Origin of the sequence: Enterobacter cloacae complex sp. Mu1197, from assembly GCF_040059225.1 — a bacterium.
Classification (GTDB): domain Bacteria; phylum Pseudomonadota; class Gammaproteobacteria; order Enterobacterales; family Enterobacteriaceae; genus Enterobacter; species Enterobacter quasiroggenkampii.
This window is the reverse complement of the sequence record NZ_CP157375.1, coordinates 4,601,313-4,627,997: the sequence shown is the minus strand read 5'-3', so window position 1 is coordinate 4,627,997 and position 26,685 is coordinate 4,601,313. Positions and strand designations below refer to the sequence as shown.

The window sequence follows — 26,685 nt, the reverse complement described above, 5'->3', positions numbered from 1 at the left end:
ACACGGGTCACTTTTTAAACATTTGATGAAATTAAAATGAAAGCATCAGAAATCGCAGAAGGAATCACCATGGCTCGCATCGTTTGTGTCGGTATTACCGTGCTGGATCGCATCTGGTATCTCGATGACTTACCAAAGGAAGGTGGGAAATATGTCGCAAAGGACTATACGGAAGTGGGGGGCGGCCCGGCGGCAACTGCGGCTGTGGCGGCGGCGAAACTGGGCGCGGAAGTGGATTTTATTGGCCGGGTGGGGGACGACGATACCGGCAGACGGCTGCTCGCGGAGCTGGAATCCCTGGGGGTGAAGACCCGTTACACGCGCGTATTTAAGGGTGCCCGATCGTCACAATCGGCGGTGCTGGTGGACGCAGGCGGAGAACGCGTGATTGCCAACTACCCCAGCCCCGATCTCCCTGCGGCGGCAGACTGGCTGCATGAAATCGACTTCTCGCAGTGGGATATTGTTTTAGCAGACGTGCGCTGGCATGACGGGGCGAAACAGGCGTTTACCCTGGCCCGTAAGCAAGGTGTGCCGACGTTGCTGGATGCGGATGTTACCCCACAGGATATTGCGGAGCTGATTACCTTAAGCGACCACGCGGCCTTCTCCGCGCCGGGGCTGCGGCGTTTAACGCAGCTGGATAAAACCGAAGATGCACTGAAAAAAGCACAAACGCTCACAAATGGACATGTGTATGTTACGCAGGGGCGAGGCGGCTGTTTCTGGCTGGAAGACAGCACGTTGTGCCATCAGCCCGGCTTTGAGGTGAACGTGGTGGATACCACCGGGGCGGGCGACGTTTTCCATGGCGCGCTGGCTTTCAGTCTGGGGCAACAATCGTCCACTACAGACGCCGTCCGCTTTGCCAGCGCCGTCGCAGCGCTGAAATGCACGAAGCCCGGTGGGCGTGCAGGTATACCCGACTGTGATCAAACCCGCTCTTTTTTGTCACTTTTTGTATAAAATGCGGGGCGAGATGGTTTTCAGAGGACAGCCCATGAGTCTTACCGAACTGACCGGCAACCCGCGTCACGATCAGCTGCTGACGCTGATTGCCGATCGCGGCTATATGAACATTGATGAACTGGCGCAACTGCTGGATGTCTCCACGCAAACGGTGCGCCGGGATATCCGCAAGCTGAGTGAGCAGGGGCTGATCACGCGCCATCATGGCGGGGCGGGCAGGGCGTCCAGCGTGGTGAACATGGCGTTCGAACAGCGCGAAGTCTCGCTTACCGAAGAGAAGCGAGCGATTGCCGAAGCCATTGCGGACTATATTCCCGATGGCTCCACCATCTTCATCACCATCGGCACGACCGTAGAGCACGTTGCCCGGGCGCTGCTGAACCATAATCATCTGCGCATTATCACCAACAGCCTGCGGGTGGCACACATTCTGTATAAGAACCCGCGTTTTGAAGTGATGGTGCCAGGTGGCACGCTGCGCCCGCACAATGGCGGGATTATCGGGCCTGCGGCGACGGCGTTTGTGTCTGGTTTTCGGGCGGATTATCTCGTGACGAGCGTGGGAGCCATTGAGCACGACGGCGCGATGATGGAGTTTGACGTCAATGAAGCCAGCGTGGTGAAAACCATGATCGCCCACTCCCGGCACATTCTTTTAGCGGCCGATCATACGAAATTTACCGCCTCCGCTGCGGTGGAAATTGGCAACGTGGCGCAGGCCACTGCACTCTTCACCGACGAGATGCCTGGCTCGGCTCTGCAAAATCATCTAAAATCCAGTAAAGTTGAAATCGTCCTGGCCAGCACCGGCGATGATATCGCCTGAAGCAAAAAAAGCCGCTGAGTAAACAGCGGCTTGAACATTGTTATTTAAAGCTGTATTTCACCCCCAGCATCCCCTGCGTATCGCTGTAGCCTTTGTCGCCTATCTGCTGAGCCACGTTGCCCCATACGCTAAGCTGCGGCGTAATCTGCCCCTCTACGCCTGTCTTGAGTTCACCGATATTGCGCGTACCACGCATCTCATTACTAACGTCATCCATGCGGATACGCGTGGTCTGGGTGTTGTGGATCCAGTTCGCTTCGATAAACGGCTGGAAGGTCCGTGATTTACCGTCGTCAATCGCGTTATGTCCGCTGATGTAGGCCTTCACGCCGAGACGTGTCATCAGGTTCCCCTGGGTTTCGTCTTTCACCCGCGTGCCGTTGCGCTCACGATGGTTGTCAGCCTGCACGTCCATCCAAACGGCCTGCGCTTTCGGCTGGAGCCAGTAGCTGTTGCGGCCGCTTTCGCCCACCTTAACGCTATAGCCTGCTTCTACAGAGGCGGTCACGCCGCTGGAGCGATAGTTTTCAGTGGCCTGATCCTGTCCCATCACCTTATTGTCGAACCAGTTATACAGCACCCAGCTATCAACATAAGTGCCACTTTTATCCGCGTCGTTTGCGTACCAGGTACCGTACAGACCGACACTATAGCCATTCACTTCACCGCGTGAGTGGTAGCCGGTCAGGCTGGAAGCGCTCCGGCTCTGACTGTTGCCGTAGCCCGCCATCAGGCCAAGATGCCAACGGTCCAGACCGTCGGTGCTCCACTGGGCGACATCGCCACCCAACTGCAGCACGTAGCGATTGGCAGTGGTTTTTAACTGGCTGCTGCCGTCTCTGAAACGCGTATGACCGCCGACGTTACGCATCCACAGGCTCGTCACTTTCTGCTCGCCAGTGAGCATGTCGGTGTACTGCGTTTCACCCAGACGATCGTGCAGGCGGGTCATAAACAGCGTATTTGCCGCATAGCTGTTTGCCAGATAGCTACCAAATTCCGGACGATACTGATGCTCGCTTTTCGGTGGTGCAGGCGGTGGGACCGGCTCTTGCGGCGGAATCACCGGGTCAACGGGCGGATCTACCGGGTCGACTGGTGGGTCCACGGGGTCAACAGGCGGGTCTACGGGGTCGACCGGTGGGTCAACTGGATCAACGGGCTCGGCCAGGCTGGTCAGAAACCAGTTTTTACCTTTTTGCACAACGTTATAGTCATAGCCGCCCGCCACGATACGGCTGGCCTTCTCAAACGTCCCGTCAGAGTTGCCGCCAACGCTGACAATTTCAATCCCTTCTACGGTTTGTGCGCCAGTACCGCCAATGTTGTTCACTTCCACCCCGGTATGACCGGACGTGTTGCCTTCAACAATCAGCTTGTCCGTTTCCGAAGTGTCGTCAAACAGGACGGTATTGAAAACCAGCTTGCCGCCGTTGCCGATAAAATCATCCTTGATGGTCAGCGTTTGCCACGCCGCGTCCTCTGCATGCTGAAAATTAATCGTACCGCCCGCATTCAGCGTCAGTCTGGTTAGCGTGGAGCTGTCGCGCAGATTCCAGACGGCATCATTCATCGTCAGTGCGATAGTACCGGTACCCGCGGCGTTGCCCTCAATGAAGGACGCCCCATTCCACAGGGAGTTGTCATCCATCGTCAGCGTAATGGTACTGTTTTGTGCCGGAAGCGTGCTGGTGGCCGCGACGCCGCCCGCGGAAAGGACATCGCCGTTGAGGATGAATTTGCCTCCAGCGGACGCGTCAATTACCCCGCCGTTACTGGCGTTCAGGGCGTAGCTACCGTTGTCGCGATGGCCTGCGGTGCTAATGGTTGCACCACCCGCGAGGGCTATCACGCCGCGTGACCAGGCATGCATCCCGTGCGGCGCTTGCGCGGAGCTACTGGTTTTCTCACTGCTGTTTACCGCAATGGTGACGTTATCTCCCAGATTCACCGCACCGGTGTAAGCATAGACGCCATGCGCGCTGGCACCGTTGGTCGTGATGGTGGCACCTTCATCAAGGGTGATAGTTGACGAGCCGGTAGAATAAACCCCGGAGGCACTGGCCGCGTCGGTGGTAATCGTCGCGCTTTTGCCTAGCTCAATTTTTGACGCAGAGCCCGCATACAGGCCATAGGCCGATGTGCCGTACGTTTCGATGGTCGCCTCATTTCCCAGACGAACGTAAGAGCCGCTCTGGTTGGTGCGGATCCCTTCGGCGTAGGTACCACGCGTCACAATATGGGCACGATCGCCGACGATAACGTTATTTTTTGCCTTCGACGCATCATTCAGTGCATAGGCGCTAATCCCGCGTCCTGTGCTGCCCGTGGTTTCGATATAAAGATCGTCCCCCACATAAATATTGGCGGAGCCAAGCGATCCCTGGCTGAAGGAGCTGTAGCCGGCATTGATGCCGTCACCGCTTTGGCCATTAACGTAAATGTGGGTGCGGTCGCCGGTAATGATAAATACCGGGTTGTCCGGCGTGTTCATACCGTGGGTACGAATACCGTCGACGTCTTTACCATTATTGGCAGCCACTTTTGACTGGGTGCGAATAGTCAGATCGTCACCAAATATCACCCCCGGACTGCCGGACGTGGAGTTCTGAATAACGGTAACGGAATGCTCAAAGGCTTCCGCCCCAGGCCCTTCGAGGGTGATCCCATCTCCGTAGATCGGGATATTACCGGCGCTGTACTGGTAGACATAGTTAGGATCGCCGGTATTTTTGCTAAAGTTCGTGTTTGCCGTTGCAGGTATCATCGCCTGTATTTCTGCAGGCAAATCCGTTACCGCTCCGGAAGCGGGTAAATTAGCAAAATCTATTATCGCTGCATGTGCGGTAAATAGCGCTGACGATAACGCCAGCGAAATCGCAGCGGCGACTGGTGAGTGTTTCATTAAATATGGCATGACTGCCCCCTTTCTTTCAGGCGTAGAACATCCTCCACACCATTAAATGTGGGTAGGTAAACAGGTTGAAATTACAAAATAGAAACGAGAATTTTATGAATGCTGGTACCTAACTTCCTCTCAAGTCGTATTTTATGGACGTAAATTTTTTTAACATCAATGCCGTCTGTTTTTATAATCTCCTGAAGGCACGCTCCTGACAAAAATCTGTTAAGCAACGTGAATTCAACAGCATTTAAGATACTGCCGCGTCTGCTATTCACTCGTCTCCCGGTGAATAGATGGCTAATTTTTTCTTTTAATATAATGTCACTGTCATCCGAATAAATAACTCCCTTTATTTCACTGCGGTGAGTGAGAAAATAATTGGCCAATGCTTCCAGCTTGCGGTCTGAGATAATCACAATGTTCATGTTAGTTCTCGCCAGACGTTCAATCCATTGCGGATCGGCAAGTGCGCGCAGGTTGTACATCGAAAAGTCTACAAATATAAATCCGCGTAATAAGTGATTCTTATTTCCTCGCACTATTTTATTTTCTACTGCAATCTGCAGGAAATGGTTATCACCTGGCCAAACTGCGAACGAGGCGTTTCCACAATATTGTGAACGTACTGTGTTATCTGGATATAACTGACAGGACAATTCACAGCTTATACAGCGGACAACCTTATGCGACGATGTTATCATCCAGTCCACTCCTGTCTTATTTTCACCGTCAATATTTCACTGCCATGCAAATGTGTCAATCTTGAAACATATCCAGTGGCCCTCTCTTGTTTATGAAAAATAGTGATAAAGAATATAAATTCCTGGTGATGCCTATTCTGTCAGGCCATAGCCATCGCGAAAGGACATATGTTGGTCAACGTATTCCAGGAATATTCGTCAGTCCCTTAAGATTATTCGACAAAAAAAATCCCAGGGGAAGATTCACGAAATAGCACTAAAAGCTAAAGATTCGTTTATTTACTCTGCCGCAACGACCGTCTTTTCTCTTGTTGTGGCTCAATATAATTATTTGGTCTGGCGAAGTGTAATGAAATCTCATTATGTCGTTTTAGATGAGAAAAACCTAAGAAAAGCATCTCTTAACCTATTGAAAACAAATGTGTTATTTTTAATCTTAGTTGGAATGGTATCGCGTCCTGATCCTTCTGACCTATACTCTTGTTAAATATACGTATGTCTTTTTGGTGTGTATGGTTAAGTATTGTTATTGCTGAGGAAAGGAAAATTGTATCTCATTAACAAGTTGGTCGAGTATGATCCAGAAAACAAAACCCTGGTAAATCATATTTCCGGGCGCTCGATACAATTGCAGCTTCCTGCCAACCTCTGTTTTCTCTATCTCGTCACCCATCCCGGAGAAATAATTTCGCAAAATAAGTTAATGATAGTGGGATGGGGTGAGCGCAATGACGTCACCACCCCGAATACCTTTTATCAGGCTATTTTGACATTACGCAACGCCCTGGCTGAGGTGGGGTTACCGCGCGATACGGTAAAAACGATTTCGCGTCGTGGGCTTATGCTTTCCGAAGCCACCCAGGTTGAACGATTTATCCCAGGCGCTGAGCCGGTAATAGCCAATAAAGACGCAGTCGTTGCCGATAGCACCGCGGTGAAGAGTCCGGCCTGGCTGATAATAACGACCGCAACGCTTTTGCTGATCGCGCTTATCAACGGGGGGATATTATACAAACAGCACCAGAACATGCCGTTTAGTCACTACATTCCACTTTCTACGGGCAGCAGTGCCTGCCAGCTTTTTTATGCGCCTAACGAACCTATGCAGGACCATTACTTGCGCTTGTTAAACAATAACCCTGGCCTGTGTGCCGAAAAGCGATATGTTTTTCTCATCGGCTACAGTAAAACGGAGCGAATCGCGGCGTTTGCCTGTAATAAGGATCCACGTCGCGACGCGGCCGCGTTTTGTACCACCCATTATTTTTGGGCACACGAGCAATGATGACTCTTCGAAACCGTATTATTTTGCTGGGGGCGATTCTGGTGGCGGTTATTACCAGCGGCTGGTTAGCGTACTCGAATTTGTCGAGTACGCCGATACGCTGCACGGGAAATGTGGAATGGACGATTGGTAAAAACCGATTTGTGGGTACGGTTTCCTGGCGAATGCAGCATCGGGAGGGCGCGACCATCATTAACGGTAAATTATTTGGTCAGACGGTGTCTGAAGTTAACCGGACCATCTATTTTCACTACAGTTACCATCAGAATGCGCGCGTGTTAAATAACGATCGTATTGTTAAAACCTTCGCCGATAATGCGGATGAGGCTGATATCAACGCAACGCTACCGGGCTTTTACCGTACGCCGGGTCGGGACCTGAGCCTGATGATTGATGAGTACCGGGGGGCCTGGCTTTTTGCCGCGTCAAACGTCCCTTCACTTTACTGTCGTAAAAACGCGCCGTAAAAATCGATCGCACACCTTAGAGCGCACGCATAGTCAAATCTCTTTATTCCCGCTACAGTTACTTCTCCACGGCGAGCAGGAGATAAACATGCTTTATATCTTTGATTTAGGAAACGTCATCGTCGATATCGATTTTAATCGCGTGTTGGGTGCATGGAGCGACTTTAGCCGCGTGCCGCTGGCAACGTTAAAGCAAAATTTCGCGATGGGTGAGACCTTCCATCAGCATGAACGCGGCGAGATTAGTGATGAAGAATTCGCTGAACGTTTCTGTCAGGAGATGGATCTACCGTTAAGCTACGAGCAGTTTTCACACGGCTGGCAGGCCGTATTTGTCGCCATCCGGCCTGAGGTGATCGACATCATGCATAAGCTTCGCGAGCAGGGACATCGGGTCGTTGTGCTGTCAAACACCAACCGTCTGCACACCACGTTCTGGCCTGAGGAGTACCCTGAAGTTAAGGCGGCGGCGGATAAGATCTATCTCTCGCAGGAGATGGGGATGCGTAAGCCTGAAGCGCGAATTTATCAGGCTGTTCTGCAGGCAGAGGGATTCACCGCGGCCGATGCGGTCTTTTTCGATGACAACGCCGATAATATAGAGGGAGCTAACCAGTTGGGTATTACGTCAATTCTGGTGACCGGAAAAGAGACGATACCTGACTACTTTGCGAAGCAGCTATGCTAAAAACCGTTCATCAAAAAGCCACGCACCATACTCGCCCGCTGCGGGCCTGGCTGAAACTGCTCTGGCACCGGATTGATGAGGACAATATGACCACGCTGGCGGGTAACCTTGCCTACGTGTCATTGCTCTCGTTAGTGCCGCTGGTGGCGGTCATCTTTGCCCTGTTCTCCGCCTTTCCGATGTTTGCGGACGTCAGCGTGCAGCTTCGTCATTTTGTCTTTGCGAATTTCATTCCGGCAACCGGGGATGTTATCCAGAACTACATTGAGCAGTTTGTTGCCAATTCCAGCAAGATGACGGCAGTGGGGGCGTGCGGTCTTATCGTCACCGCGCTGCTGTTGATGTATGCCATCGATAACGCGCTAAACACGATCTGGCGGAGTAAAAAAGCGCGGCCAAAGGTCTATTCCTTTGCCGTGTACTGGATGATCCTCACGCTGGGGCCGCTGCTGGCCGGGGCGAGCCTTGCAATCAGTTCTTATCTGCTCTCCCTGCGCTGGGCGAGTGATTTAAACGGCGCTATTGATAATGTGCTTCGCATCTTTCCGTTGATCCTGTCGTGGCTCTCGTTCTGGCTGCTCTATAGCGTCGTGCCGACCACGCGCGTGCCTAACCGCGATGCGGTCGTGGGGGCGCTGGTGGCGGCATTGCTCTTTGAGCTCGGTAAGAAAGGGTTTGCCCTCTACATCACCATGTTTCCGTCCTATCAGCTGATTTACGGCGTGCTGGCGGTGATCCCCATTTTGTTTGTCTGGGTCTACTGGACCTGGTGTATCGTCTTGCTTGGTGCTGAAATAACTGTCACTCTCGGTGTATACCGCGAACTTAAAAAAGCAGCAGCAGCTGAAAAACAACAAGAAGCAGACCAACCATGATTGCATTGATACAGCGCGTAACCCGTGCCAGCGTCACCGTGGAGGGAGAGGTGACGGGTGAAATTGGCCCAGGACTTTTGGTGTTGTTAGGTGTCGAAAAGGATGATGACGAACAAAAGGCCAACCGCTTGTGTGAGCGCGTGCTGGGCTACCGTATTTTCAGCGATGCGGAAGGCAAAATGAACCTGAACGTCCAGCAGGCAGGCGGCAGCGTGCTGGTGGTTTCCCAGTTTACGCTGGCAGCGGATACCGAGCGCGGTATGCGCCCGAGTTTCTCCAAAGGGGCCGCGCCGGATCGTGCAGAAGCACTTTACGAGTACTTTGTTGAGCGTTGTCGCCAGCAGGAAATGAATACGCAAACCGGACGATTCGCTGCAGATATGCAGGTATCGCTGGTGAACGATGGCCCCGTCACATTCTGGCTCCAGGTATGAGCATACTTACGGCATGGCCGCGGGTAACAAGAGAGAGTACAGCTATGTATCACCTTCGAGTACCGCAAACGGAAGAAGAGTTAGACGCTTATTACCAGTTCCGCTGGGAAATGCTGCGCAAGCCACTGCATCAGCCAAAAGGCTCTGAACGCGACGCCTGGGACGCAATGGCCCACCATCAGATGGTGATGGACGAAGAGGGCAACCTCGTGGCCGTCGGGCGTTTGTATATCAACGCCGATAACGAAGCGTCTATTCGCTTTATGGCGGTTCATCCCTCCGTGCAGGACAAAGGTCTGGGTACGCTAATGGCGATGACCCTGGAATCCGTCGCCCGTCAGGAAGGCGTTAAGCGCGTCACCTGTAGCGCCCGCGAAGATGCCGTTGAGTTCTTCGCTAAACTCGGTTTTGTGAATCAGGGGGAAATCACGACCCCGCAAACCACGCCGATTCGTCATTTTTTGATGATCAAACCCATCGCCACCCTGGACGATATTCTGCATCGCGCCGACTGGTGCGGACAGCTCCAGCAGGCCTGGTATCAGCACATCCCGCTCAGTGAAAAAATGGGCGTGCGCATTCAGCAGTACACCGGACAAAAATTTATTACCACCATGCCGGAAACCGGCAATCAGAACCCGCACCACACGCTGTTTGCCGGCAGCCTGTTCTCACTGGCCACGCTCACCGGCTGGGGACTGATCTGGCTGATGCTGCGCGAGCGCCATCTGGGTGGCACCATCATTCTTGCCGATGCTCACATCCGCTATAGCGCACCGATCAGCGGCAAGCCGAGTGCGGTGGCCGATCTGGGGTCGCTGGGCGGCGATCTGGACCGTCTGGCTCGTGGCCGCAAGGCTCGCGTACAAATGCAGGTTGAACTGTTTGGCGATAAAACACCGGGCGCGGTGTTTGAAGGCACCTATATCGTTCTTCCGGCGAAGCCTTTTGGCGCGTATGAAGAGGGTGGGAACGAGGAGGAGTAATCTCCTGTTCACGCTTCCCGGGCGTGCTGAATCCGCCCGGCGACATCCCGCATAACGTCTCGCGCTGACTGGCTAACGCCGCCAAGCTGAAAGAAGCCATGGATGACGCCCAGCCAGCGCTGAGCGGTACACTTCACACCCTGCTCCGTCAGATGCTGGAACAACATTTCGCCCTCATCGCAGAGCGGATCGTACTCTGCGGTAATAATGTGCACAGGCGGAAGACCGTAAAAATCATCGCGCCACAGCGGACTTGCTTCGGGGAGCTGGCGGTCGGTGTCAGCGAGGTACATTTCATACCCACTGAGTAGGGTATCGCGGGTGATGATGTAATCCGTGCCATTGAGGGCATAGCTTTCAAAACTGGCCGTGGCGTCGAGCATGGGGTAGATGAGAATGAGCTGCGCAGGTTGCCACAGCCCTTTAACCTTAAGCCGCAGCGCCGTTACCAGCGCAAGATGTCCCCCTGCACTGTCTCCGCAAAGGGTGATCCGGTTTTTATCCACGCCCAGTTTGTCCGCATAGTGCCAGACCAGATCGGCACCTCTTTCCGCATCGTCATGTGCGGCGGGGAAAGTATGCTCCGGCGCCAGCCTGTACTGAATCGCAATCACCCGGCAGTTGCCGTAGCAGGCTAACTGACGGAGTTGGTTGTCATGGGTATCAAAGCCGCCGCTGATAAAGCATCCGCCGTGGTAGTAGATGGCAGCAGGCAATAGTTCAGGTGCATTGAGAGGTGAAAATACCCGAATGGTAAGACCTTCAAGAACAAGCGTCTCCACCTGAACGCGCGTTTCGGTCTCCCCGGCAAGCCTCGTGCTGGCAATATAGCCTGCTCGTCGCACCTCAATGCTCTGGCGACGTGACGAGGGCCGACCTGCAGCGATAAACCCCTGAACCAGCTGTGCAATACCCTGTTCCAGCGCCATGAATAATCCCTTTTACTGTATGGATGAACAGTTTTATAGCCTGGTTTGATTCAAAAGAAAACAAGAATAGTGTTGAGGGCAACAATCTGGAAAGCGGCTCGCAAATGGAAGGCTAACTATTGCCAGGGACTTTAACCCTACTGAGAGAAAGCGTATGTTGCCTTGAAAATAGACAATGGTGATATACTGAGGTGATATATGAGTTTACTGGCGGAGCTTAACATGGGCAGAATTCTGATCGATTTGTCGGATGACGTTATTCAACGTCTCGATAACCTCAAACAGCTGCGTAACCAACCTCGTGCCGAATTACTGCGTGAAGCAATTGAGCAGTATCTCGATCAGCAAAGCTCGTCCGTTATCCGTGATGCGCTTGGTCTTTGGGGGAACCAGCAAGAAGATGGTTTAGAGTATGAGCGCAAGCTGCGTGAGGAGTGGTAGTGATGGAACACATGGCGGTTTTTGATACCAATATCCTGATCGACCTTTTCAACAATCGCGTCGAGGCAGCAAATACGATCGAAAACACAGCATCGCACCGGTCAATCAGTCTAATCACATGGATGGAAGTCATGGTAGGGGCGCGCAAACATGGCCACGAAGCGAAAACCGCGGCGGTAATGGGCGCATTTGAGGTTATCGATGTAACCCGAGAGATCGCAGAAAGAAGCGTCGTGCTCCGTGAGAAGCATGGCATGAAACTGCCGGATGCCATTATTTTAGCGACTGCCCAAAGCAGAAATTGCCCGTTAATCACCCGGAATACCAAAGACTTTCAGGGGATTGCCGGGGTGGTTTTACCTTATCAATTGTAGGCCGGGCAAGCACGTGCCGCCCGGCACTGTCACAGGGAATTACTCCCCTTCACCCGGGAACAGGAACGGGTTGATCGAGCTGCGGGCAAAGCCCTCCTGCTCCATCTTCGCGTCCAGAATCAGCGAGGCGAGATCGTCGGCCACCGCTTCGACTTTCGGGTCTTTTTCCTGATACAGAATCTTCAGGTAAGTGCCGCAGTCGCCGCAGCTTTCGGCTTTCACCGCCGCGTCTTCATTTTCCAGCGACCAGTAGTTCAGATCGCGGGTCTGTTCGCAGTTGCTGCACTTGATGCGCACCACGTGCCACTCGGTTTCACACAGGTTGCAGTGCAGGTAGCGCAGCCCCTGCGTGGTGCCGATTTGCACCATGCTGGAGACCGGCATAGAGCCGCAGACCGGGCAGAACTGGCGCGCCTCGCCGTATTCGGCGCGCGCTTTACCCGGGATCAGGCTCGCCATTTGCGCCCAGTAAAGCGACAGCGCAGCCCAGATAAACGGCGCTTTATCGCTACTGACCAGCGAGAAGTCAGAGGCAAACAACGCGCTCGCCATCTCTTCCAGCTCTTGTTCGGATGCTTTTTCCAGATTTTCAATGACCGCCAGCGCGGTACCGCTCATCTCCGGCTTCAGCTCGGCAATGAGCGAATGCAGCAGCTTTTGCCAGTGCTTGTCGCGCGGCAGGACGTGAATGTCCAGCGGTGGCTTGCCCTGCGCGTTGGCTTCTTTGATGCGCGCGGTCAGATCCATTTGCAAGGGGTGGTCATACAGCACCACTTCCTGCGCGTGGGCGACCAGTGCGGCAAAACGCAGAAAATCGCCCAGCGGGTTGTTCTCTGCCAGCTCGCGCAGACGCTCTGCGCGGCGGTTGTAGAGGTTCTTGAGTCTGGGGAATAACAACGGCGGAATATAATCCGCCGTGCGTTTCTCGCTCGACCCCAGCTCATCTTGCGGGATTATGCGAATACTCATTCAGATGACTTTTCCTGTTTCTGGCGGACTTCACGGTACCAGCGCGGGTGATGCTTCTTCGCCCACGTACTGGTTACCCATCCTTCCACCATCGCGGTAATGGTGCCTTTCACCCAAAGGGCGGCGTAGATATGCACCATGATAACCACAATTAACGCCACTGCGGCAAATGAATGCAGCATCAGCGCGAATCGGATCACCGGGATTGAGAAAGCAGGCGCAAAGTACGGACGCCAGATGATCACGCCGCTCACCAGCAACAGGACCAGGAAGATAATCGCCGCCCAGAATACGCATTTCTGGCCGAAGTTATAACGCCCGGTGTCACCCACTTCCTCGTTGACGATGATCTTACGAATATTCTTCGCCCAAAAGATATCATCCCGATTGATTAGGTTATGGTGCCAGTAGCGGAAAAACATAATGATGAACGACGCGAACATGATGACGCCCACAAACGGGTGCAGGATGCGCGCCAGCTGTGGTGTCCCCATGATCTGCATCAGCCAGTTGAAGGACGGGAAGAAGAACCCCAGCCCGCTTATCGCCGCCAGCATGAAGCAGAAGGCGGTGACCCAGTGGTTGATGCGTTCCGGCGCGGTGTAGCGCACGATGGTGTCACGTTTTCTCATTTGCGCACCTCGTCTTTCTCTTCATGCAGGTTGTCGTCTTCCTCTTCCGCGCGGTTCGGACCGACGCCGACGTAGTGGAAGATGCTCGCTGCGAAGGTGGCAGCAAAGCCCACCGCTGCCAGCGGTTTCCAGATGCCTTTCCAGAACTTCACGGTAGCGCTGATTTCCGGGTTCTCCGGCAGGCCGTGATACAGATTCGGCTTGTCGGCGTGGTGCAGCACGTACATCACGTGCGTACCGCCAACCCCGGCCGGATCGTACAGGCCTGCGTTGTCGTAACCACGGGTCTTCAGCTCGCCCACGCGCTCTGCCGCCAGCGTTTTCATATCCTCTTTGGAGCCAAAGTGGATTGCGCCGGTTGGGCAGGTCTTCACGCATGCAGGCTCCTGGCCGACGGTAACGCGGTCCACGCACAGGGTGCATTTGTAGACGCGGTTGTCTTCCGGGTTCAGGCGCGGTACGTCGAACGGACAGCCCGCGATGCAGTAGCCGCAGCCGATGCACTGTTCGGACTGGAAGTCGACGATGCCGTTGGCATACTGAATGATAGCCCCTTCTGACGGACATGCCTTCAGGCAGCCCGGATCCGCACAGTGCATACAGCCGTCTTTGCGGATAAGCCATTCCAGTTTGTCGTTCTGCTCCACTTCCGAGAAACGCATCACCGTCCAGGACTTGGCGGTCAGGTCTGCCGGGTTGTCGTACACCCCGACGTTGTGACCCACTTCGTCACGCAGGTCGTTCCACTCAGAGCAGGCCACCTGACAAGCTTTACAGCCGATACAGGTCGTCACGTCGATAAGCTTCGCCACTTCCTGCTGGTGGTCCCGCGCCTGAGGCGCGGGCGTGAAACCGTTAGTCGCGGAACGACGGATAATGTCTTGAGATTGATAAGCCATAAGTCGTCTCCGTTACACCTTTTCCACGTTCACGAGGAAGGCCTTAAACTCCGGCGTCTGCGTGTTCGCATCACCGACGAACGGCGTCAGGGTGTTCGCAATGAACCCTTTCTTCGCCACGCCCTCATAACCCCAGTGAATCGGAATACCGATGGTATCCACCTGCTGACCGTGAACGTTCAGCGTGCGAATACGCTTGGTCACCACCGCCTTGGCCTTAATGTAGCCGCGGTTAGAGGAGACCTTCACGGTATCGCCATGGGCAATCCCGAGCTTGTTCGCCAGCTTCTCGCCGATCTCCACAAACTGTTCCGGCTGCGCGATGGCGTTAAGCAGCGCGTGCTTGGTCCAGTAGTGGAAGTGCTCGGTCAGACGGTAGGTGGTACCCACGTACGGGAACTTGTCTTTTTTACCCAGCGCTTCAAAGTCGCCCTTGAAGATACGGGCAGCCGGGTTAGAGACCACGTTCGGGTGCAGCGGGTTGGTGCCCAGCGGCGTCTCAAACGGCTCGTAGTGTTCCGGGAACGGACCTTCCGCCATCTTATCGATAGCGAACAGACGCCCCATCCCTTCAGGCTGCATGATAAACGGCCCAACGTCGCTGCCCGGTGCGGCAGTGCTGTAGTCCGGAATATCCACGCCGCCCCATTTCGCGCCGTCCCACTTCAGCAGCTGACGCTTCGGATCCCACGGGTTGCCCTGCGGGTCAGCGGACGCACGGTTATAGAGGATGCGGCGGTTGAGCGGCCACGCCCATGCCCAGCCCAGCGTATTGCCGAGACCCGACGGGTCGGCGTTATCGCGGTTGGCCATCTGGTTGCCTTTCGGCGTCCAGCTACCGGCAAAGATCCAGCAGCCGCTGGAGGTGGTACCGTCATCGCGCAGGTGGGCGAAGGTACTGAGCTGATCGCCTTTCTTCGCCAGCACGGTGCCGGTGGCCGGGTCGATAACGTCCGCCAGTGCCTTACCGTTGCTCTCCATCGCCACTTCTTCTGGCGCAGGGTTTTCCGGCGTCGAGTAGTTCCAGGTCATGTTCAGGACCGGTTCCGGGTTCGCGCCGCCTTCTGCCGCGTACATCTTACGCAGGCGCAAGAAGATACCGGCCAGGATCTCGCCGTCGTTCATGGCGATGCCCGGGGCGTCCGCGCCTTTCCAGTGCCACTGCAGCCAGCGTCCGGAGTTAACGATAGACCCGTTCTCTTCCGCAAAGCAGGTCGATGGCAGACGGAACACTTCGGTCTGAATCTTCGACGGATCGACGTCGTTCGATTCGCCGTGGTTCTGCCAGAAGGTCGAGGTCTCGGTATTGAGCGGGTCAATCGTCACCAGGAACTTCAGTTTTGACAGCGACTCAACAACCTTGTTCTTGTTCGGGAACGAGGCAACCGGGTTAAAGCCCTGGCACAGATAGCCGTTCACTTTGCCCTGGTGCATCATCTCGAAATACTGCAGAACGTCGTAACCTTTGTCCCACTTCGGCAGCCAGTCAAAGCCCCAGCTGTTTTCCGCCGTCGCTTTATCCCCGAAGAACGCTTTCATCATCGAGACGAAGAACTTCGGATAGTTGCCCCAGTAGTTCACCTGGCCTTCAAGCAGCGGTTTAGGCGTGCTGGCCGTCAGGTAGGTTTGCAGGTCGGTCTGTTTCTCGCTTGGCAGGTTCATGTAGCCCGGCAGGCTCTGAGACAGCAGGCCGAGGTCGGTCAGACCCTGAATGTTGGAGTGACCGCGCAGGGCGTTCACGCCGCCGCCTGCCATCCCCATGTTGCCGAGCAGGAGCTGAACCATCGCCATGGTGCGGATGTTCTGCGCGCCGATGGAGTGTTGCGTCCAGCCGAGGGCGTACAGGAACGACGCGGTTTTGTCTTTCGCGCTGGTTTCGGCGATAAGCTCGCACACCTTCAGGAAGTCCGCCTTCGGCGTACCACAGATGTTTTCGACAACGTCCGGCGTGTAGCGGGAGACGTGCTTTTTCAGCAGGTTCCACACGCAGCGCGGGTGTTGCAACGTGGTGTCGCGCTTCGCAAAGCCTTTTTCATCCAGCTCGTAGTTCCAGCTGGTTTTGTCGTACTTGCGTTTTTCAGCGTCGTAACCGCTAAACAGGCCATCTTCGAAGTGGTAATCCTCACGCACGATCAGGCTGGCGTTGGTATAGGCTTCGGTGTATTCGCGGTTGTATTTTTCGTTGGTCATCAGGTACAGCAGTACGCCTGACAGGAAAGTGATGTCAGTACCTGAACGAATAGGGGTGTAGAAATCCGCCACTGACGCAGTACGCGTAAAGCGGGGATCGATCACAATCAGTTTCGCACCGTTGTGGATTTTGGCTTCCATCGCCCAGCGGAACCCGACCGGGTGCGCTTCAGCGGCGTTACCGCCCATCACCACAATGAGGTTGGCGTTCTTGATGTCGACCCAGTGGTTGGTCATCGCACCGCGACCAAATGTTGGAGCAAGACTTGCTACCGTTGGTCCGTGTCAGACACGCGCCTGGTTGTCGACCGCGAGCATACCGAGTGCACGCGTAAATTTCTGGGTTAAATAACCGGTTTCGTTACTGGAAGCAGAAGCACACAGCATCCCGGTGGAGAGCCAGCGGTTGACCGTGACGCCGTCGGCGTTCTTCTCAACAAAGTTGGCATCGCGGTCTTCTTTAATCAGTTTAGCGATGCGGTCAAACGCCTCTTCCCAGCTGATTTGCTGCCATTTGTCGGAACCCGGCGCGCGATATTCAGGGAATTTCAGGCGGCTTTCGGAGTGGATAAAGTCCACCAGACCGGCCCCTTTCGGGCACAATGCGCCGCGGTTAACCGGGTGATCCGGGTCGCCTTCGATATGGAAAATAGACGCTTTGGCGTTTTTAGCACCGTCGCCGAGGCTATACATTAACAGCCCGCAACCGACAGAGCAGTACGTACAGGTATTACGGGTTTCACGGGTGCGCAGCAGTTTATACTGCCGCGTTTCCGCCAGCGCTACGCCGGGCGCAAAGCCCAGTGCCGCTGCCGTGGTGCCTGCCATACCGCCAGCGCAGATCTTAAAGAACTGCCTTCTGCTGACCTGCATGGGTCACTCCTTGTTTCGACATTGCTTACATATGTAGTTTTGACTTCGCGGTTGAAGAATGACCGCAAAGGAGAAAAATTTGCGTTAATCCCTCAATTCCACGAGGGGTATCATCAGAATACCACATTGTCGGTACCGCTGTTCTAATGGCGTTAATACAAAGTGAACGTATTATCACCATGTTGATTATAAAGTGTGATACCGATCACATTAACAGCTCTGCATGTTAAAGCGATGTAGCCGGTGTCAGGTTGCACCCCTGCTAAATGAGTAGGAGAATGGTTGTCGAAAAGTTGATCCATACTATGCGTACAGCCTGTGGTTTATGCTGCAATAGCACGCTCGCTTCCGTGGTTGTTCAGGAATACCGCTGTGTCTAAACAAAACCGTGATCCCCACTCGTCACCCCTGCCTGCCGGCATTGTGGAACTGTCGGTACACCGACCGCCCCGCATAACCGATGCCACGCCCGATTTTCTGGCGGAAGAAGTGCCCGTTGCGCTCGTTTACAACGGCATCTCGCATGTGGTGATGATGGCATCTCCGAAAGATCTTGAGCTGTTCGCCATTGGTTTTTCCCTCTCGGAAGGCATCATCGAGCATCCGCAAGAGATCTACGGCATGGACGTGGTCCAGGCCTGCAACGGTCTTGAAGTGCAAATCGAACTCTCCACCCGCCGCTTTATGGGGCTCAAGGAGCGCCGTCGCGCGCTGGCCGGGCGTACCGGCTGCGGCGTGTGCGGCGTTGAGCAGCTTAACGATATTGGCAAGCCCGTTGCGCCACTGCCGTTTACTCAGACCTTTAATCTGGCGCACCTCGACCCCGCCCTTGAGCATCTCAACGACGTACAGCCCATCGGCCAACTGAGCGGCTGTACGCACGCGGCGGCGTGGGTATTGCCGTCGGGAGAGATTGCCGGTGGGCATGAAGACGTGGGTCGCCACGTGGCGCTGGATAAGCTGCTCGGTCGTCGTGCGCGTGAAAGTCAGGTCTGGCAGCAGGGCGCGGCGCTCGTTTCCAGCCGGGCCAGCTACGAGATGGTGCAAAAGTCCGCCATGTGCGGTGTGGAAATTTTGTTCGCGGTGTCGGCGGCGACCACGCTGGCGGTAGAGGTAGCGGAGCGCTGTAACCTGACGCTGGTGGGCTTCTGCAAGCCGGGAAGGGCGACGATTTATACCCATCCTCAGCGATTAATAGTTGATCAGTAATTTTGAATGATATTAGCAAATCCTTCCGCTTTTAGTTGTTCGCGATGAGGTCTAGTATTTATCTCATCAAGGCACGGTGCCTTACCTAAACAACTTAATGAAAGGGTTTAAATCATGAAAAGCATCAAAACTTTTGTCGCTGTAATCGCTCTGGCTGCTTCTTTCGGTTCTTTCGCTGCGCAGACTGTGACCGCAACCGCCTCTACCATTGATGGTGCAGAAGCGAAAATCGCGGCTCAGGCTCAGGAAGCGGGCGCATCATCGTACAAAATTACCCAGGCATTCTCCGGTAACCGCGTACACATGACTGCTGAACTGAACAAATAAGCGAGTCACACCGTCGAAAGAGCGCCCCCGGGGCGCTTTTTTAGTTTATGCCCGCCACGCGCAGCAATGCCGTCACCACCGCCGCGGCCACAATGACCACGATTAACGGCATTTTCCGCCAGGCCAAAAACACCGCAAACGCCACGCCCAGCACGCGCGCCATGCCTGCGAAGTGTTCTCCCTCATAAAAGGTGGTCGCCAGCGCGACGGAGAACAGCAATACCGTTGCCGCATCTGACAGCAGCGCCTGAGAACGCTCCGACAACGCCAGCCGGTTGCCGAGTTTGGCGCCGCCAAGGCGCATTAAATAGGTTCCGGCAGAAAGAATGGCGATGCCGAGAATAAAGACCGTCATGTTTTCCATTATTTTTTCCTCGCGGCAAGACCGAGTAAAGAGAGCAGTACCGGTAATCCCACCGGGGCAAACGGCACGGCGGCCAGCGATAACACGGCGCCGCTGCAGGCGCGGATCAGCGTGGTACGGTTTTTAAATGCGGGAACCACTAATGCCAGCAGAATGGCCGGAAATACCGCGTCCAGCCCGATGGTTTCCGGGTCGGGCAACAGTTTGCCCACCATGGCACCCAGCAGCGCGCCCAGCGGCCAGATGATGGCAACGCCTAAGCCGCACAGCCAGTAGGCGGCTTTACGCTGTTCGGCGGTTTTTTGCGACAGGCCAAACACCACGCTTTCATCGTTCATGATGTGGCAGCCCAGCAGGCTCATACCGCGCTTGCCCACCAGCTCACGCACCGTCACGCCAAACGGCACATGCCGCGCGTTGACCAGCAAACCTGCCGCCGCAGCCGCCAGCGGATTGCCGCCGCTCGCCACGATGCCGATAAACATGAACTCAGACGCGCCCGCCAGCACGGTAATGGAGAGCACAAACGGCACCCAGACCGGGAAACCGTAGGCCATCGCCAGCGAGCCGTAGGACATCCCGACCACGCCCACCGCGAGGCAGACCAGAATGATTGCTTTTATGGTGTCGCCTTTCAGACAAGAGAGATGATGCTTCATACATTTTTAGCCATATCGAACGTGTATCCATTATAATGAACGCAACGAAACTGATTTTCAAGACGAACGATTTGTTCGTTTTATAGAACGCGAGGCCGTTATATGACGCAGCCGATCAGCCTGATCGCCAAAAGTCTGGTGCGAGAACGCCTGCGAACCGGGCTTTCACTGGCGGAAATTGCCCGCCGTGCCGGGATCGCAAAATCCACGCTTTCCCAGCTGGAGTCCGGCAACGGTAACCCTAGCCTGGAAACGCTGTGGTCGCTCTGCGTGGCGCTGGATATTCCTTTCGCCCGTTTGCTTGAGCCACAGTTGCCGACCACGCAGGTGATCCGCCGTGGTGAAGGGACAAAAGTGGTGGCTGGACAGGCTAACTATGAAGCCATTTTACTGGCGGCATGCCCCCCCGGCGCGCGCCGCGATGTCTATCTTCTGATGACCCAACCGGGAGCAGACCGTATTTCACAGCCGCATCCACCGGGCTCGGTTGAACATATTATTGTGACGCAGGGGCGGGCGCTGGTCGGTCTGCTCGACGCGGCGGAAGAGCTCGGGGCAGGGGATTACATTTGTTATCCCGCCGATCAGCCGCATATCTTCAAGGCCCTGGAGCCAGACACTTACGCGCTGCTGGTGGCGGAACAAAACTAACAGAGATACGGAAACTCATGTCGCTTAAAGCCATTGCCAAAGAACTGGGGCTGTCAGTCACCACTGTCAGCCGCGCCCTCAACGGATATGACGACGTCTCCGCCGAGACGCGCGCACGCGTGGAAGCAGAGGCCCAGCGCCGTGGTTACCGACCGAACACCTTCGCCCGGCGCCTGAAGATGGGCAAAATTGACGCCGTTGGGCTGGTGTTCCCGGTCCATCCTGTTCCGCTCAATAACAGCGTATTTATGGACATGGTCGGCGAAATTAGCCACGAACTGGCGCGACATGAAATCGATTTGTTGCTGATTGCCGATGACGATCTGGCCGATAAACACAGCTATATGCGCATGGTGCAAAGCCGCCGCGTGGATGCGCTGATCGTGGCACACACGCTGGATCACGATCCCCGTCTTGAGCAACTGCAGGCGGCCGGTTTTCCTTTCCTGGCGCTCGGGCGCAGCCATCTCCCGCAGCCGTACGCGTGGTTTGATTTCGACAACTACGCCGGTACGCATCAGGCTACCCGCTGGCTGATCGAGAAAGGCCATCAGCGTATCGCGCTACTTGGCGAAAGCAACAATCAGGCGTTTATCACCCAGCGCCGTCAGGGTTATCTGGACGCCCTGCGGGAAGCCGGGCTTTCCAGCGAATGGTTGCGCGCTATGCCGCCTTCGCGCCGCGTCGGGTATGCCACCACGAAAGAACTGCTTGCCCTGCCGCAGCCGCCCACGGCCATCATCACCGACTGCAACACCCATGGCGACGGCGCGGCGATGGCGCTGGCGCAGATGGGGCGTTTATCCGGCGACAACGCCGTCTCACTGGTGGTCTATGACGGACTACCCCAGGACAGCATCGTCGATATTGACGTGGCGTCGGTGATCCAGTCCACCCGCCAGGGCGTCGGGAAACAGATTGCCGATATGGTGCGCCAGCTGATTAACGGCGACGATATTGAACAGCTTCAGGTGCTCTGGCAGCCAGAATTCTCTCCGGGCCAGACGGCTTAAATAGCGCAAAATTTTAAACCCGATCACAGAACCGAAACGTTTTGGTTTGTATCCGAAACGTTTCGGATCAACACTCAGAGCATCCCGATGACAGGAGATGTCTGATGCAAGATTCCGTTTTACGTCTCGAAACCACGACGGTAGACGTGGTGATTAAAACCCATCCGTTCGCCGAAATTCTCTACTGGGGGCCTCACCTTCGGCACTTTTCGCCGCAGGATGTTGCTCTGCTCGCGCGTCCTGTTGCCAACGGCAGGCTTGACGTCGACTCCCCGGTCACGCTGATGGCCGAGCTGGGGCATGGCCTGTTTGGCTCGCCGGGCATTGAGGGGCATCGCCAGGGGCTGGACGGTTCCCCGGTGTTCAAAACCACCCAGGTGCAGCAGGACGTAAACACCCTGACGATAACCGCCGAAGATGAGCATGCGGGACTGCGCATGACCAGCGAGCTGGTGCTGGATGCCAGCGGCGTGCTGGTGGTTCGTCACGGTTTAACGAATCTGAAAGCGATCCCCTGGCAGGTGGACCGTTTCGCCGTCACGCTGCCGGTGGCCGAGCGCGCGCAGGAAGTGATGGCCTTCCACGGACGCTGGATCCGTGAATTCCAGCCGCACCGCGTAAAGCTTGAACACGACAGCTTCGTGATTGAAAACCGCCGGGGTAAAACCTCCCACGAGCACTTCCCGGCGCTGATTGTCGGTACGCCGTCGTTCAGCGAAATGCAGGGTGACGTCTGGGGCGTGCATCTGGGCTGGAGCGGTAATCACCGCCTGCGCGCGGAAGCGAAAACCGATGGTCGTCGCTACCTGCAGGCCGAAGCGCTCTACCTGCCGGGTGAAATGGCGGTTGAGGAGGGCGATACGCTCTGGACGCCGCGCCTGTATGCCAGCTACTCCACGCAGGGTCTGAACGGCATGAGCCAGCCGTTCCATCGCTACCTGCGCAACAACGTCATCCGCTTCCCGGAAAACAAACCGCGCCCGGTGCACCTCAATACCTGGGAAGGGATCTACTTCAACCACGATCCGGAGTACATCATGCGCATGGCCGACGAGGCTGCCGCGCTGGGCGTGGAGCGCTTCATCATTGATGATGGCTGGTTCAAAGGCCGTAATGACGACCATGCGGCGCTGGGCGACTGGTATCTGGATGAGAAAAAATACCCGAACGGCCTGACGCCAGTGATCGACCACGTCAAGCGGCTCGGCATGGAGTTTGGCATCTGGGTAGAGCCGGAGATGATCAATCCGGATTCCGATTTGTACCGCGCGCATCCTGACTGGGTGCTGGCGCTGCCGGGCTATCCCCAGGCGACCGGACGACACCAGCTGGTGCTCAATCTCAACATCCCGGAGGCCTTTGATTACCTGGTGGAGCGCATGAGCTGGCTGCTGGGCGAGCATGCGGTCGACTATGTGAAGTGGGACATGAACCGCGAGCTGGTGCAGCCGGGACACAACGGTAAAGCCGCTGCCGACGCGCAGACCCGCCAGTTTTACCGCCTGCTGGACGTGCTGGGCGAGCGCTTCCCGCACATTGAGTTTGAATCGTGCTCCTCCGGCGGTGGGCGCATTGATTATGAGGTACTGACCCGCAGCCACCGCTTCTGGGCGTCTGACAACAACGACGCGCTGGAGCGCAGCACCATCCAGCGCGGCATGAGCTACTTCTTCCCGCCGGAGGTGATGGGCGCGCATATCGGTCATCATAAATGTCACGCCACCTTCCGCCAGCATAGCATCCAGTTTCGCGGGTTGACGGCCCTGTTTGGCCATATGGGGCTGGAGCTGGATCCGCTCACCGTGGACGCACAGGAGCGCGAAGGCTATCGCCATTACGCCGCGCTGCACAAGCAGTGGCGAGAGGTGATCCACCATGGTACCCAGTGGCGTATTGATATGCCGGATGCCACCACGCTGGCGCAGGGGATGGTGAGCGAAGATAAGGCGCAGGGGCTGTTTATGGTCAGCCAGCTCGCGATGCCGGATTACAGCCTGATGATGCCGCTGCGCATGGCGGGACTGGAGGCTAGCGCGCGGTACCGCGTCATGCTGCTCGATCATCCGAATATTCAGATTACGGGCGAGGGAGGGCACACCATGCGCAAGCTGCCAGCGTGGATGGAAACGCCGCAAACGGTGAGCGGCGAGTGGCTGATGCAGGCGGGCATTGCGCTGCCGATTCTGGATCCGGAAACCGCCGTTCTGATTGGCGTTGAACGCGTGTAAAGGCGACGGGCCGGGCAGCCGGCCCTCCGTTGAGGATAAAAATAATGAACACAACAACCTGTACCCACAAAGATAACCCTAACTTCTGGATCTTCGGGCTGTTCTTCTTTCTCTACTTCTTCATCATGGCCACCTGCTTTCCGTTCCTGCCGATTTGGCTGTCGGACATCATCGGCCTGAATAAAACCCATACCGGGATTGTCTTCTCCTGCATCTCGCTGTCGGCCATCGCGTTCCAGCCGCTACTGGGCGTTATTTCGGACAAGCTGGGGCTGAAAAAACACCTTCTGTGGATCATCGCGGTGCTGCTGGTTCTGTTCGCACCGTTCTTCCTGTACGTCTTCGCGCCGCTGCTGAAAGCCAATATCTGGCTGGGCGCGCTGAGCGGCGGGCTGTATATCGGTTTTGTATTTTCGGCCGGATCGGGGGCGATTGAGGCCTACATCGAACGCGTGAGCCGCAACAGCTTCTTTGAATACGGCAAGGCGCGGATGTTTGGCTGTCTCGGCTGGGGCTTGTGCGCCTCCACGGGCGGCATCCTGTTCGGCATCGATCCGTCGTATGTTTTCTGGATGGGATCGGGAGCGGCATTGCTGCTGATGCTGCTGCTGGTGGTCGCGAAGCCGAAGCCCAACCAGACGGCGCAGGTCATGGATGCCCTGGGCGCGAACCAGCCGCAAATCACCGCAAAAACCGTGTTCAACCTGTTCCGCCAGCGCAGAATGTGGATGTTTATCCTCTACGTGATTGGCGTGGCCTGCGTGTATGACGTTTTCGATCAGCAGTTTGCCACCTTCTTTAAAACCTTCTTCGCCACGCCGCAAGAGGGGACCCGCGCCTTTGGTTTCGCAACGACTGCCGGGGAGATTTGTAATGCCATCATTATGTTCTGTTCGCCGTGGATCATTAACCGCATCGGCGCGAAGAACACGCTGCTGATCGCCGGGGTGATTATGGCGACGCGCATTATCGGCTCGTCGTTCGCCACCACTGCCGTGGAGGTGATTGCCCTCAAGATGCTGCACGCGCTGGAAGTCCCGTTCCTGCTGGTGGGCGCCTTCAAGTACATCACCGGGGTGTTTGATACCCGACTGTCGGCGACGATCTATCTGATCGGCTTCCAGTTTGCCAAACAGTCGGCGGCGATTATTCTCTCCGCTTTTGCCGGGAATATGTATGACCGGATCGGCTTCCAGGAGACCTATCTGATGCTGGGCTGTTTCGTGCTGGCGATTACGGTGGTGTCGGCGTTTACGCTGAGCAGCAGGCAGGAGATTGCCGCCGCCGCGGGGGCGGCAGCGCTAACACATCAGTCCAGGTAAAAGACCTCTTTAAGTTCCGCACTCACCGGGCTGTTATCCGGGTTCGACGGCATGACGTCGCCCATATGTTTCCACCAGCGCTGGCAGACGTCGGTATTCGCTACCGCGCTCCAGCGCTCCTCCGATTCAATCTCCACGGTCGCAAACAGCAGGTTACGTGCTTTGTCGAGATAAATGGCGTAGTGGTGAGCGCCGTGGTCTTTCAGCACCGCTTCAAGCTCGGGCCAAATTGGATTGTGGCGACGCGCGTACTCCTTGTGCGCGTCCGGGTTCACCTGCATCACAAACGCTTTGCGGATCATAATGCCTCCAGATAGAGCTCGCGGACTTCATCGCGGCTGGCGGTGCGCGGATTGCATGGCGCACACGGATCCGCGAGGGCTTTATCCAGCCAGCCTTCGATATCGGCTTTAGTGACGCCGAGCTGGCTGAAGCCCGCAGGAATGCCGACGCGAGCGCTCAGGTCGCGAATCGCCTGAATGGCGGACATGCTGGCGGCTTCATCGCTCATGCCGCGGGTATCGACGCCCATCGCCTGCGCCACGCGGGCGAAGCGGGTGATGGCGTTCGGGCGGTTAAAGCTTTCGACGATCGGCAGCAGAATGGCGTTGCACACGCCGTGCGGCAGGTTATGCGTCGCGCCCGGCTGGTGCGCCAGGGCGTGTACCAGACCCAGACCCGCACTGTTAAACGCCATGCCCGCCAGATACTGGCCAAACGCCATCTGCTCGCGCGCCTCAAGGTTATGACCGTTATCAACCGCTTCCGGCAGCCACAGGTTGATCAGGCGAATCGCCTCCAGCGCGTTGGCATCGGTCAGCGGGTGCGCGCCAACGGACACATAGGCTTCAATGGCGTGGGTTAATGCGTCCATACCGGTTGCGGCGGTCACGGAGGCCGGAATATCCAGCATGACGCTGGCATCGTCCACGGCGATATCCGGGATGATGTTCGGGTCGATGATTACCTCTTTCACCTGACGCGCGGAGTCGATGATCACCGCATTACTGGTCATCTCCGCCGCCGTCCCTGCGGTGGTGTTGATCGCCACCAGCGGCACCCCCGCATTTTTCACCTTGCCGACGCCGGAATAATCGGTTGATGGGCCGGGGTTAGCGGTGAGGATTTTAATCGCCTTGGCGGTATCAATCGGGCTGCCGCCGCCAAAGGCAATGACGTAATCACACTCTGCGTCCCGGTAAGCCGAAAATCCTTTTTGCACCAGCGCTTCTGTTGGGTTCGGGAACACCTCATCGAACAGGTGATACGACATCTGATGGACGTCCAGCGCGGTAAACAGGCTGTCGAGCAGGCCCAGCTTCACCAGCTGGCCGTCGGTGACAATCAGCGCTTTTCCCCACTGCTTGTTCGCTACCAGATTGACCATATCGCCGATTGCGCCCGCGCCGTGAAGGCTGATTTTTGGAAGCGCCAACATAAAGCTCATGATAATTCTCCTTAACGATCAA

General features: G+C 55.9%; 27 protein-coding genes. 16 read left to right on the top strand and 11 right to left on the bottom strand.

Translation table 11 applies throughout. The features are described 5' to 3' along the window. Positions 1 to 69: 69 nt before the first annotated feature. Together ABFV38_RS21815 and ABFV38_RS21810 are read left to right on the top strand one after the other, a co-directional pair. Positions 70 to 966: a sugar kinase gene (locus ABFV38_RS21815; protein ID WP_348958070.1), complete on the top strand. Its 897-nt coding sequence runs from the start codon at positions 70 to 72 to the stop codon at positions 964 to 966. A gap of 34 nt (positions 967 to 1,000) precedes the next feature. After that, the gene (locus ABFV38_RS21810; protein WP_069719770.1) at positions 1,001 to 1,795 is read left to right on the top strand and encodes a DeoR/GlpR family DNA-binding transcription regulator; all 795 of its coding nucleotides are present in this window, start codon (positions 1,001 to 1,003) and stop codon (positions 1,793 to 1,795) included. A 40-nt stretch (positions 1,796 to 1,835) separates the two neighbouring features. Here the strand turns inward: ABFV38_RS21810 and ABFV38_RS21805 are convergent, their stop codons facing one another. Next, positions 1,836 to 4,712 (bottom strand): autotransporter outer membrane beta-barrel domain-containing protein, encoded by a 2,877-nt coding sequence (locus ABFV38_RS21805; protein WP_348958068.1) that lies wholly within the window; start codon positions 4,710 to 4,712, stop codon positions 1,836 to 1,838. 71 nt (positions 4,713 to 4,783) lie between these two features. Continuing rightward, positions 4,784 to 5,401 (bottom strand): transcriptional regulator, encoded by a 618-nt coding sequence (locus tag ABFV38_RS21800; protein WP_045909086.1) that lies wholly within the window; start codon positions 5,399 to 5,401, stop codon positions 4,784 to 4,786. A 547-nt stretch (positions 5,402 to 5,948) separates the two neighbouring features. On the opposite strand from ABFV38_RS21800, the gene ABFV38_RS21795 reads away from it, so the two are divergent. The 6 genes from ABFV38_RS21795 to fabY all read left to right on the top strand — a co-directional run bounded on the left by ABFV38_RS21795 (position 5,949) and on the right by fabY (position 10,136). Then, positions 5,949 to 6,686: a transcriptional regulator gene (locus ABFV38_RS21795; protein ID WP_348958065.1), complete on the top strand. Its 738-nt coding sequence runs from the start codon at positions 5,949 to 5,951 to the stop codon at positions 6,684 to 6,686. Continuing rightward, positions 6,683 to 7,153: a hypothetical protein gene (locus ABFV38_RS21790; RefSeq protein ID WP_045909088.1), complete on the top strand. Its 471-nt coding sequence runs from the start codon at positions 6,683 to 6,685 to the stop codon at positions 7,151 to 7,153. Before ABFV38_RS21795 ends, ABFV38_RS21790 begins: the two co-directional genes overlap by 4 nt. Positions 7,154 to 7,241: 88 nt before the next feature. Further along, positions 7,242 to 7,841: a glucose-1-phosphatase gene (gene yihX, locus ABFV38_RS21785; protein ID WP_045909089.1), complete on the top strand. Its 600-nt coding sequence runs from the start codon at positions 7,242 to 7,244 to the stop codon at positions 7,839 to 7,841. After that, positions 7,835 to 8,716, top strand: a complete 882-nt coding sequence (locus ABFV38_RS21780) for a virulence factor BrkB family protein (RefSeq protein WP_045909090.1) — start codon at positions 7,835 to 7,837, stop codon at positions 8,714 to 8,716. The genes yihX and ABFV38_RS21780 overlap by 7 nt, the downstream gene beginning before the upstream one ends. Beyond that, a complete protein-coding gene (dtd, locus tag ABFV38_RS21775; RefSeq protein ID WP_008501836.1) occupies positions 8,713 to 9,150 on the top strand; it encodes a D-aminoacyl-tRNA deacylase in 438 nt (145 codons plus the stop codon). The genes ABFV38_RS21780 and dtd overlap by 4 nt, the downstream gene beginning before the upstream one ends. 44 nt (positions 9,151 to 9,194) lie before the next feature. Beyond that, complete coding sequence (gene fabY, locus ABFV38_RS21770; RefSeq protein ID WP_023309755.1) at positions 9,195 to 10,136, top strand: fatty acid biosynthesis protein FabY; 942 nt, start codon at positions 9,195 to 9,197, stop codon at positions 10,134 to 10,136. 8 nt (positions 10,137 to 10,144) lie between these two features. Here the strand turns inward: fabY and ABFV38_RS21765 are convergent, their stop codons facing one another. After that, on the bottom strand, positions 10,145 to 11,065 hold the full coding sequence (locus ABFV38_RS21765) for an alpha/beta hydrolase (protein ID WP_348958062.1): 921 nt from the start codon (positions 11,063 to 11,065) through the stop codon (positions 10,145 to 10,147). A gap of 198 nt (positions 11,066 to 11,263) precedes the next feature. On the opposite strand from ABFV38_RS21765, the gene ABFV38_RS21760 reads away from it, so the two are divergent. Then, on the top strand, positions 11,264 to 11,506 hold the full coding sequence (locus ABFV38_RS21760) for a ribbon-helix-helix protein, CopG family (RefSeq protein ID WP_045909092.1): 243 nt from the start codon (positions 11,264 to 11,266) through the stop codon (positions 11,504 to 11,506). Positions 11,507 to 11,508: 2 nt separating this feature from the next. Next, positions 11,509 to 11,880: a type II toxin-antitoxin system VapC family toxin gene (locus ABFV38_RS21755; protein ID WP_080347348.1), complete on the top strand. Its 372-nt coding sequence runs from the start codon at positions 11,509 to 11,511 to the stop codon at positions 11,878 to 11,880. A 39-nt stretch (positions 11,881 to 11,919) separates the two neighbouring features. On the opposite strand, the gene fdhE is transcribed toward ABFV38_RS21755, so the two are convergent. The 4 genes from fdhE to fdnG are packed head-to-tail and all read right to left on the bottom strand — an operon-like array spanning position 11,920 to position 17,443. Beyond that, on the bottom strand, positions 11,920 to 12,849 hold the full coding sequence (fdhE, locus tag ABFV38_RS21750; RefSeq protein WP_008501833.1) for a formate dehydrogenase accessory protein FdhE: 930 nt from the start codon (positions 12,847 to 12,849) through the stop codon (positions 11,920 to 11,922). Further along, on the bottom strand, positions 12,846 to 13,481 hold the full coding sequence (fdoI, locus tag ABFV38_RS21745; protein WP_348958059.1) for a formate dehydrogenase cytochrome b556 subunit: 636 nt from the start codon (positions 13,479 to 13,481) through the stop codon (positions 12,846 to 12,848). The genes fdhE and fdoI overlap by 4 nt, the downstream gene beginning before the upstream one ends. Then, complete coding sequence (fdxH, locus tag ABFV38_RS21740; protein ID WP_008501831.1) at positions 13,478 to 14,380, bottom strand: formate dehydrogenase subunit beta; 903 nt, start codon at positions 14,378 to 14,380, stop codon at positions 13,478 to 13,480. The genes fdoI and fdxH overlap by 4 nt, the downstream gene beginning before the upstream one ends. 12 nt (positions 14,381 to 14,392) lie before the next feature. Continuing rightward, complete coding sequence (gene fdnG / locus ABFV38_RS21735; protein ID WP_348958057.1) at positions 14,393 to 17,443, bottom strand: formate dehydrogenase-N subunit alpha; 3,051 nt, start codon at positions 17,441 to 17,443, stop codon at positions 14,393 to 14,395. A gap of 372 nt (positions 17,444 to 17,815) precedes the next feature. On the opposite strand from fdnG, the gene fdhD reads away from it, so the two are divergent. Beyond that, positions 17,816 to 18,652: a formate dehydrogenase accessory sulfurtransferase FdhD gene (fdhD, locus tag ABFV38_RS21730; protein WP_348958055.1), complete on the top strand. Its 837-nt coding sequence runs from the start codon at positions 17,816 to 17,818 to the stop codon at positions 18,650 to 18,652. Between the two features lie 114 nt (positions 18,653 to 18,766). Continuing rightward, positions 18,767 to 18,979, top strand: a complete 213-nt coding sequence (locus ABFV38_RS21725; protein ID WP_021242795.1) for a DUF1471 domain-containing protein — start codon at positions 18,767 to 18,769, stop codon at positions 18,977 to 18,979. Positions 18,980 to 19,019: 40 nt separating this feature from the next. Here the strand turns inward: ABFV38_RS21725 and ABFV38_RS21720 are convergent, their stop codons facing one another. Both ABFV38_RS21720 and ABFV38_RS21715 read right to left on the bottom strand, forming a co-directional pair. Beyond that, positions 19,020 to 19,343 carry an AzlD domain-containing protein gene (locus tag ABFV38_RS21720; RefSeq protein WP_008501826.1) on the bottom strand — a complete coding sequence of 108 codons (324 nt, stop codon included), beginning with the start codon at positions 19,341 to 19,343 and terminating at the stop codon, positions 19,020 to 19,022. Beyond that, positions 19,343 to 20,002, bottom strand: a complete 660-nt coding sequence (locus ABFV38_RS21715; protein ID WP_348958052.1) for an AzlC family ABC transporter permease — start codon at positions 20,000 to 20,002, stop codon at positions 19,343 to 19,345. Before ABFV38_RS21715 ends, ABFV38_RS21720 begins: the two co-directional genes overlap by 1 nt. Positions 20,003 to 20,104: 102 nt before the next feature. Between ABFV38_RS21715 and ABFV38_RS21710 the strand changes: the two genes are divergently transcribed. From ABFV38_RS21710 to ABFV38_RS21695, 4 genes are all read left to right on the top strand, one after another. Further along, entirely contained in the window at positions 20,105 to 20,653 is a 549-nt protein-coding gene (locus ABFV38_RS21710) for an XRE family transcriptional regulator (RefSeq protein WP_023309744.1), read from the top strand. Positions 20,654 to 20,670: 17 nt separating this feature from the next. Beyond that, positions 20,671 to 21,666: a LacI family DNA-binding transcriptional regulator gene (locus ABFV38_RS21705; RefSeq protein ID WP_048226829.1), complete on the top strand. Its 996-nt coding sequence runs from the start codon at positions 20,671 to 20,673 to the stop codon at positions 21,664 to 21,666. A gap of 104 nt (positions 21,667 to 21,770) precedes the next feature. Next, positions 21,771 to 23,894, top strand: a complete 2,124-nt coding sequence (locus ABFV38_RS21700) for an alpha-galactosidase (protein ID WP_348958049.1) — start codon at positions 21,771 to 21,773, stop codon at positions 23,892 to 23,894. Positions 23,895 to 23,938: 44 nt separating this feature from the next. Then, entirely contained in the window at positions 23,939 to 25,216 is a 1,278-nt protein-coding gene (locus ABFV38_RS21695; protein ID WP_111967923.1) for an MFS transporter, read from the top strand. On the opposite strand, the gene rhaM is transcribed toward ABFV38_RS21695, so the two are convergent. Both rhaM and fucO read right to left on the bottom strand, forming a co-directional pair. Beyond that, entirely contained in the window at positions 25,204 to 25,518 is a 315-nt protein-coding gene (gene rhaM / locus ABFV38_RS21690; protein WP_348958047.1) for an L-rhamnose mutarotase, read from the bottom strand. The two genes, ABFV38_RS21695 and rhaM, sit on opposite strands and share 13 nt — an antisense overlap. Beyond that, a complete protein-coding gene (gene fucO, locus ABFV38_RS21685) occupies positions 25,515 to 26,663 on the bottom strand; it encodes a lactaldehyde reductase (RefSeq protein WP_063622916.1) in 1,149 nt (382 codons plus the stop codon). Before fucO ends, rhaM begins: the two co-directional genes overlap by 4 nt. Between the last annotated feature and the right edge of the window lie 22 nt (positions 26,664 to 26,685).

What these genes read in the sequence shown, in the direction of transcription:
- fucO (WP_063622916.1), bottom strand. Translation starts at nt 26,663, where the DNA reads ATGAGCTTTATGTTGGCGCTTCCAAAAATCAGCCTTCACGGCGCGGGC.
- ABFV38_RS21805 (WP_348958068.1), bottom strand. Translation starts at nt 4,712, where the DNA reads ATGCCATATTTAATGAAACACTCACCAGTCGCCGCTGCGATTTCGCTG.
- ABFV38_RS21780 (WP_045909090.1), top strand. Translation starts at nt 7,835, where the DNA reads ATGCTAAAAACCGTTCATCAAAAAGCCACGCACCATACTCGCCCGCTG.
- ABFV38_RS21725 (WP_021242795.1), top strand. Translation starts at nt 18,767, where the DNA reads ATGAAAAGCATCAAAACTTTTGTCGCTGTAATCGCTCTGGCTGCTTCT.
- ABFV38_RS21715 (WP_348958052.1), bottom strand. Translation starts at nt 20,002, where the DNA reads ATGAAGCATCATCTCTCTTGTCTGAAAGGCGACACCATAAAAGCAATC.
- rhaM (WP_348958047.1), bottom strand. Translation starts at nt 25,518, where the DNA reads ATGATCCGCAAAGCGTTTGTGATGCAGGTGAACCCGGACGCGCACAAG.
- fdoI (WP_348958059.1), bottom strand. Translation starts at nt 13,481, where the DNA reads ATGAGAAAACGTGACACCATCGTGCGCTACACCGCGCCGGAACGCATC.
- ABFV38_RS21765 (WP_348958062.1), bottom strand. Translation starts at nt 11,065, where the DNA reads ATGGCGCTGGAACAGGGTATTGCACAGCTGGTTCAGGGGTTTATCGCT.
- fdxH (WP_008501831.1), bottom strand. Translation starts at nt 14,380, where the DNA reads ATGGCTTATCAATCTCAAGACATTATCCGTCGTTCCGCGACTAACGGT.
- ABFV38_RS21800 (WP_045909086.1), bottom strand. Translation starts at nt 5,401, where the DNA reads ATGATAACATCGTCGCATAAGGTTGTCCGCTGTATAAGCTGTGAATTG.
- yihX (WP_045909089.1), top strand. Translation starts at nt 7,242, where the DNA reads ATGCTTTATATCTTTGATTTAGGAAACGTCATCGTCGATATCGATTTT.
- ABFV38_RS21720 (WP_008501826.1), bottom strand. Translation starts at nt 19,343, where the DNA reads ATGGAAAACATGACGGTCTTTATTCTCGGCATCGCCATTCTTTCTGCC.
- ABFV38_RS21705 (WP_048226829.1), top strand. Translation starts at nt 20,671, where the DNA reads ATGTCGCTTAAAGCCATTGCCAAAGAACTGGGGCTGTCAGTCACCACT.
- ABFV38_RS21755 (WP_080347348.1), top strand. Translation starts at nt 11,509, where the DNA reads ATGGAACACATGGCGGTTTTTGATACCAATATCCTGATCGACCTTTTC.
- ABFV38_RS21810 (WP_069719770.1), top strand. Translation starts at nt 1,001, where the DNA reads ATGAGTCTTACCGAACTGACCGGCAACCCGCGTCACGATCAGCTGCTG.
- fdhE (WP_008501833.1), bottom strand. Translation starts at nt 12,849, where the DNA reads ATGAGTATTCGCATAATCCCGCAAGATGAGCTGGGGTCGAGCGAGAAA.
- ABFV38_RS21700 (WP_348958049.1), top strand. Translation starts at nt 21,771, where the DNA reads ATGCAAGATTCCGTTTTACGTCTCGAAACCACGACGGTAGACGTGGTG.
- fabY (WP_023309755.1), top strand. Translation starts at nt 9,195, where the DNA reads ATGTATCACCTTCGAGTACCGCAAACGGAAGAAGAGTTAGACGCTTAT.
- ABFV38_RS21815 (WP_348958070.1), top strand. Translation starts at nt 70, where the DNA reads ATGGCTCGCATCGTTTGTGTCGGTATTACCGTGCTGGATCGCATCTGG.
- ABFV38_RS21790 (WP_045909088.1), top strand. Translation starts at nt 6,683, where the DNA reads ATGATGACTCTTCGAAACCGTATTATTTTGCTGGGGGCGATTCTGGTG.
- ABFV38_RS21710 (WP_023309744.1), top strand. Translation starts at nt 20,105, where the DNA reads ATGACGCAGCCGATCAGCCTGATCGCCAAAAGTCTGGTGCGAGAACGC.
- ABFV38_RS21760 (WP_045909092.1), top strand. Translation starts at nt 11,264, where the DNA reads ATGAGTTTACTGGCGGAGCTTAACATGGGCAGAATTCTGATCGATTTG.
- ABFV38_RS21695 (WP_111967923.1), top strand. Translation starts at nt 23,939, where the DNA reads ATGAACACAACAACCTGTACCCACAAAGATAACCCTAACTTCTGGATC.
- dtd (WP_008501836.1), top strand. Translation starts at nt 8,713, where the DNA reads ATGATTGCATTGATACAGCGCGTAACCCGTGCCAGCGTCACCGTGGAG.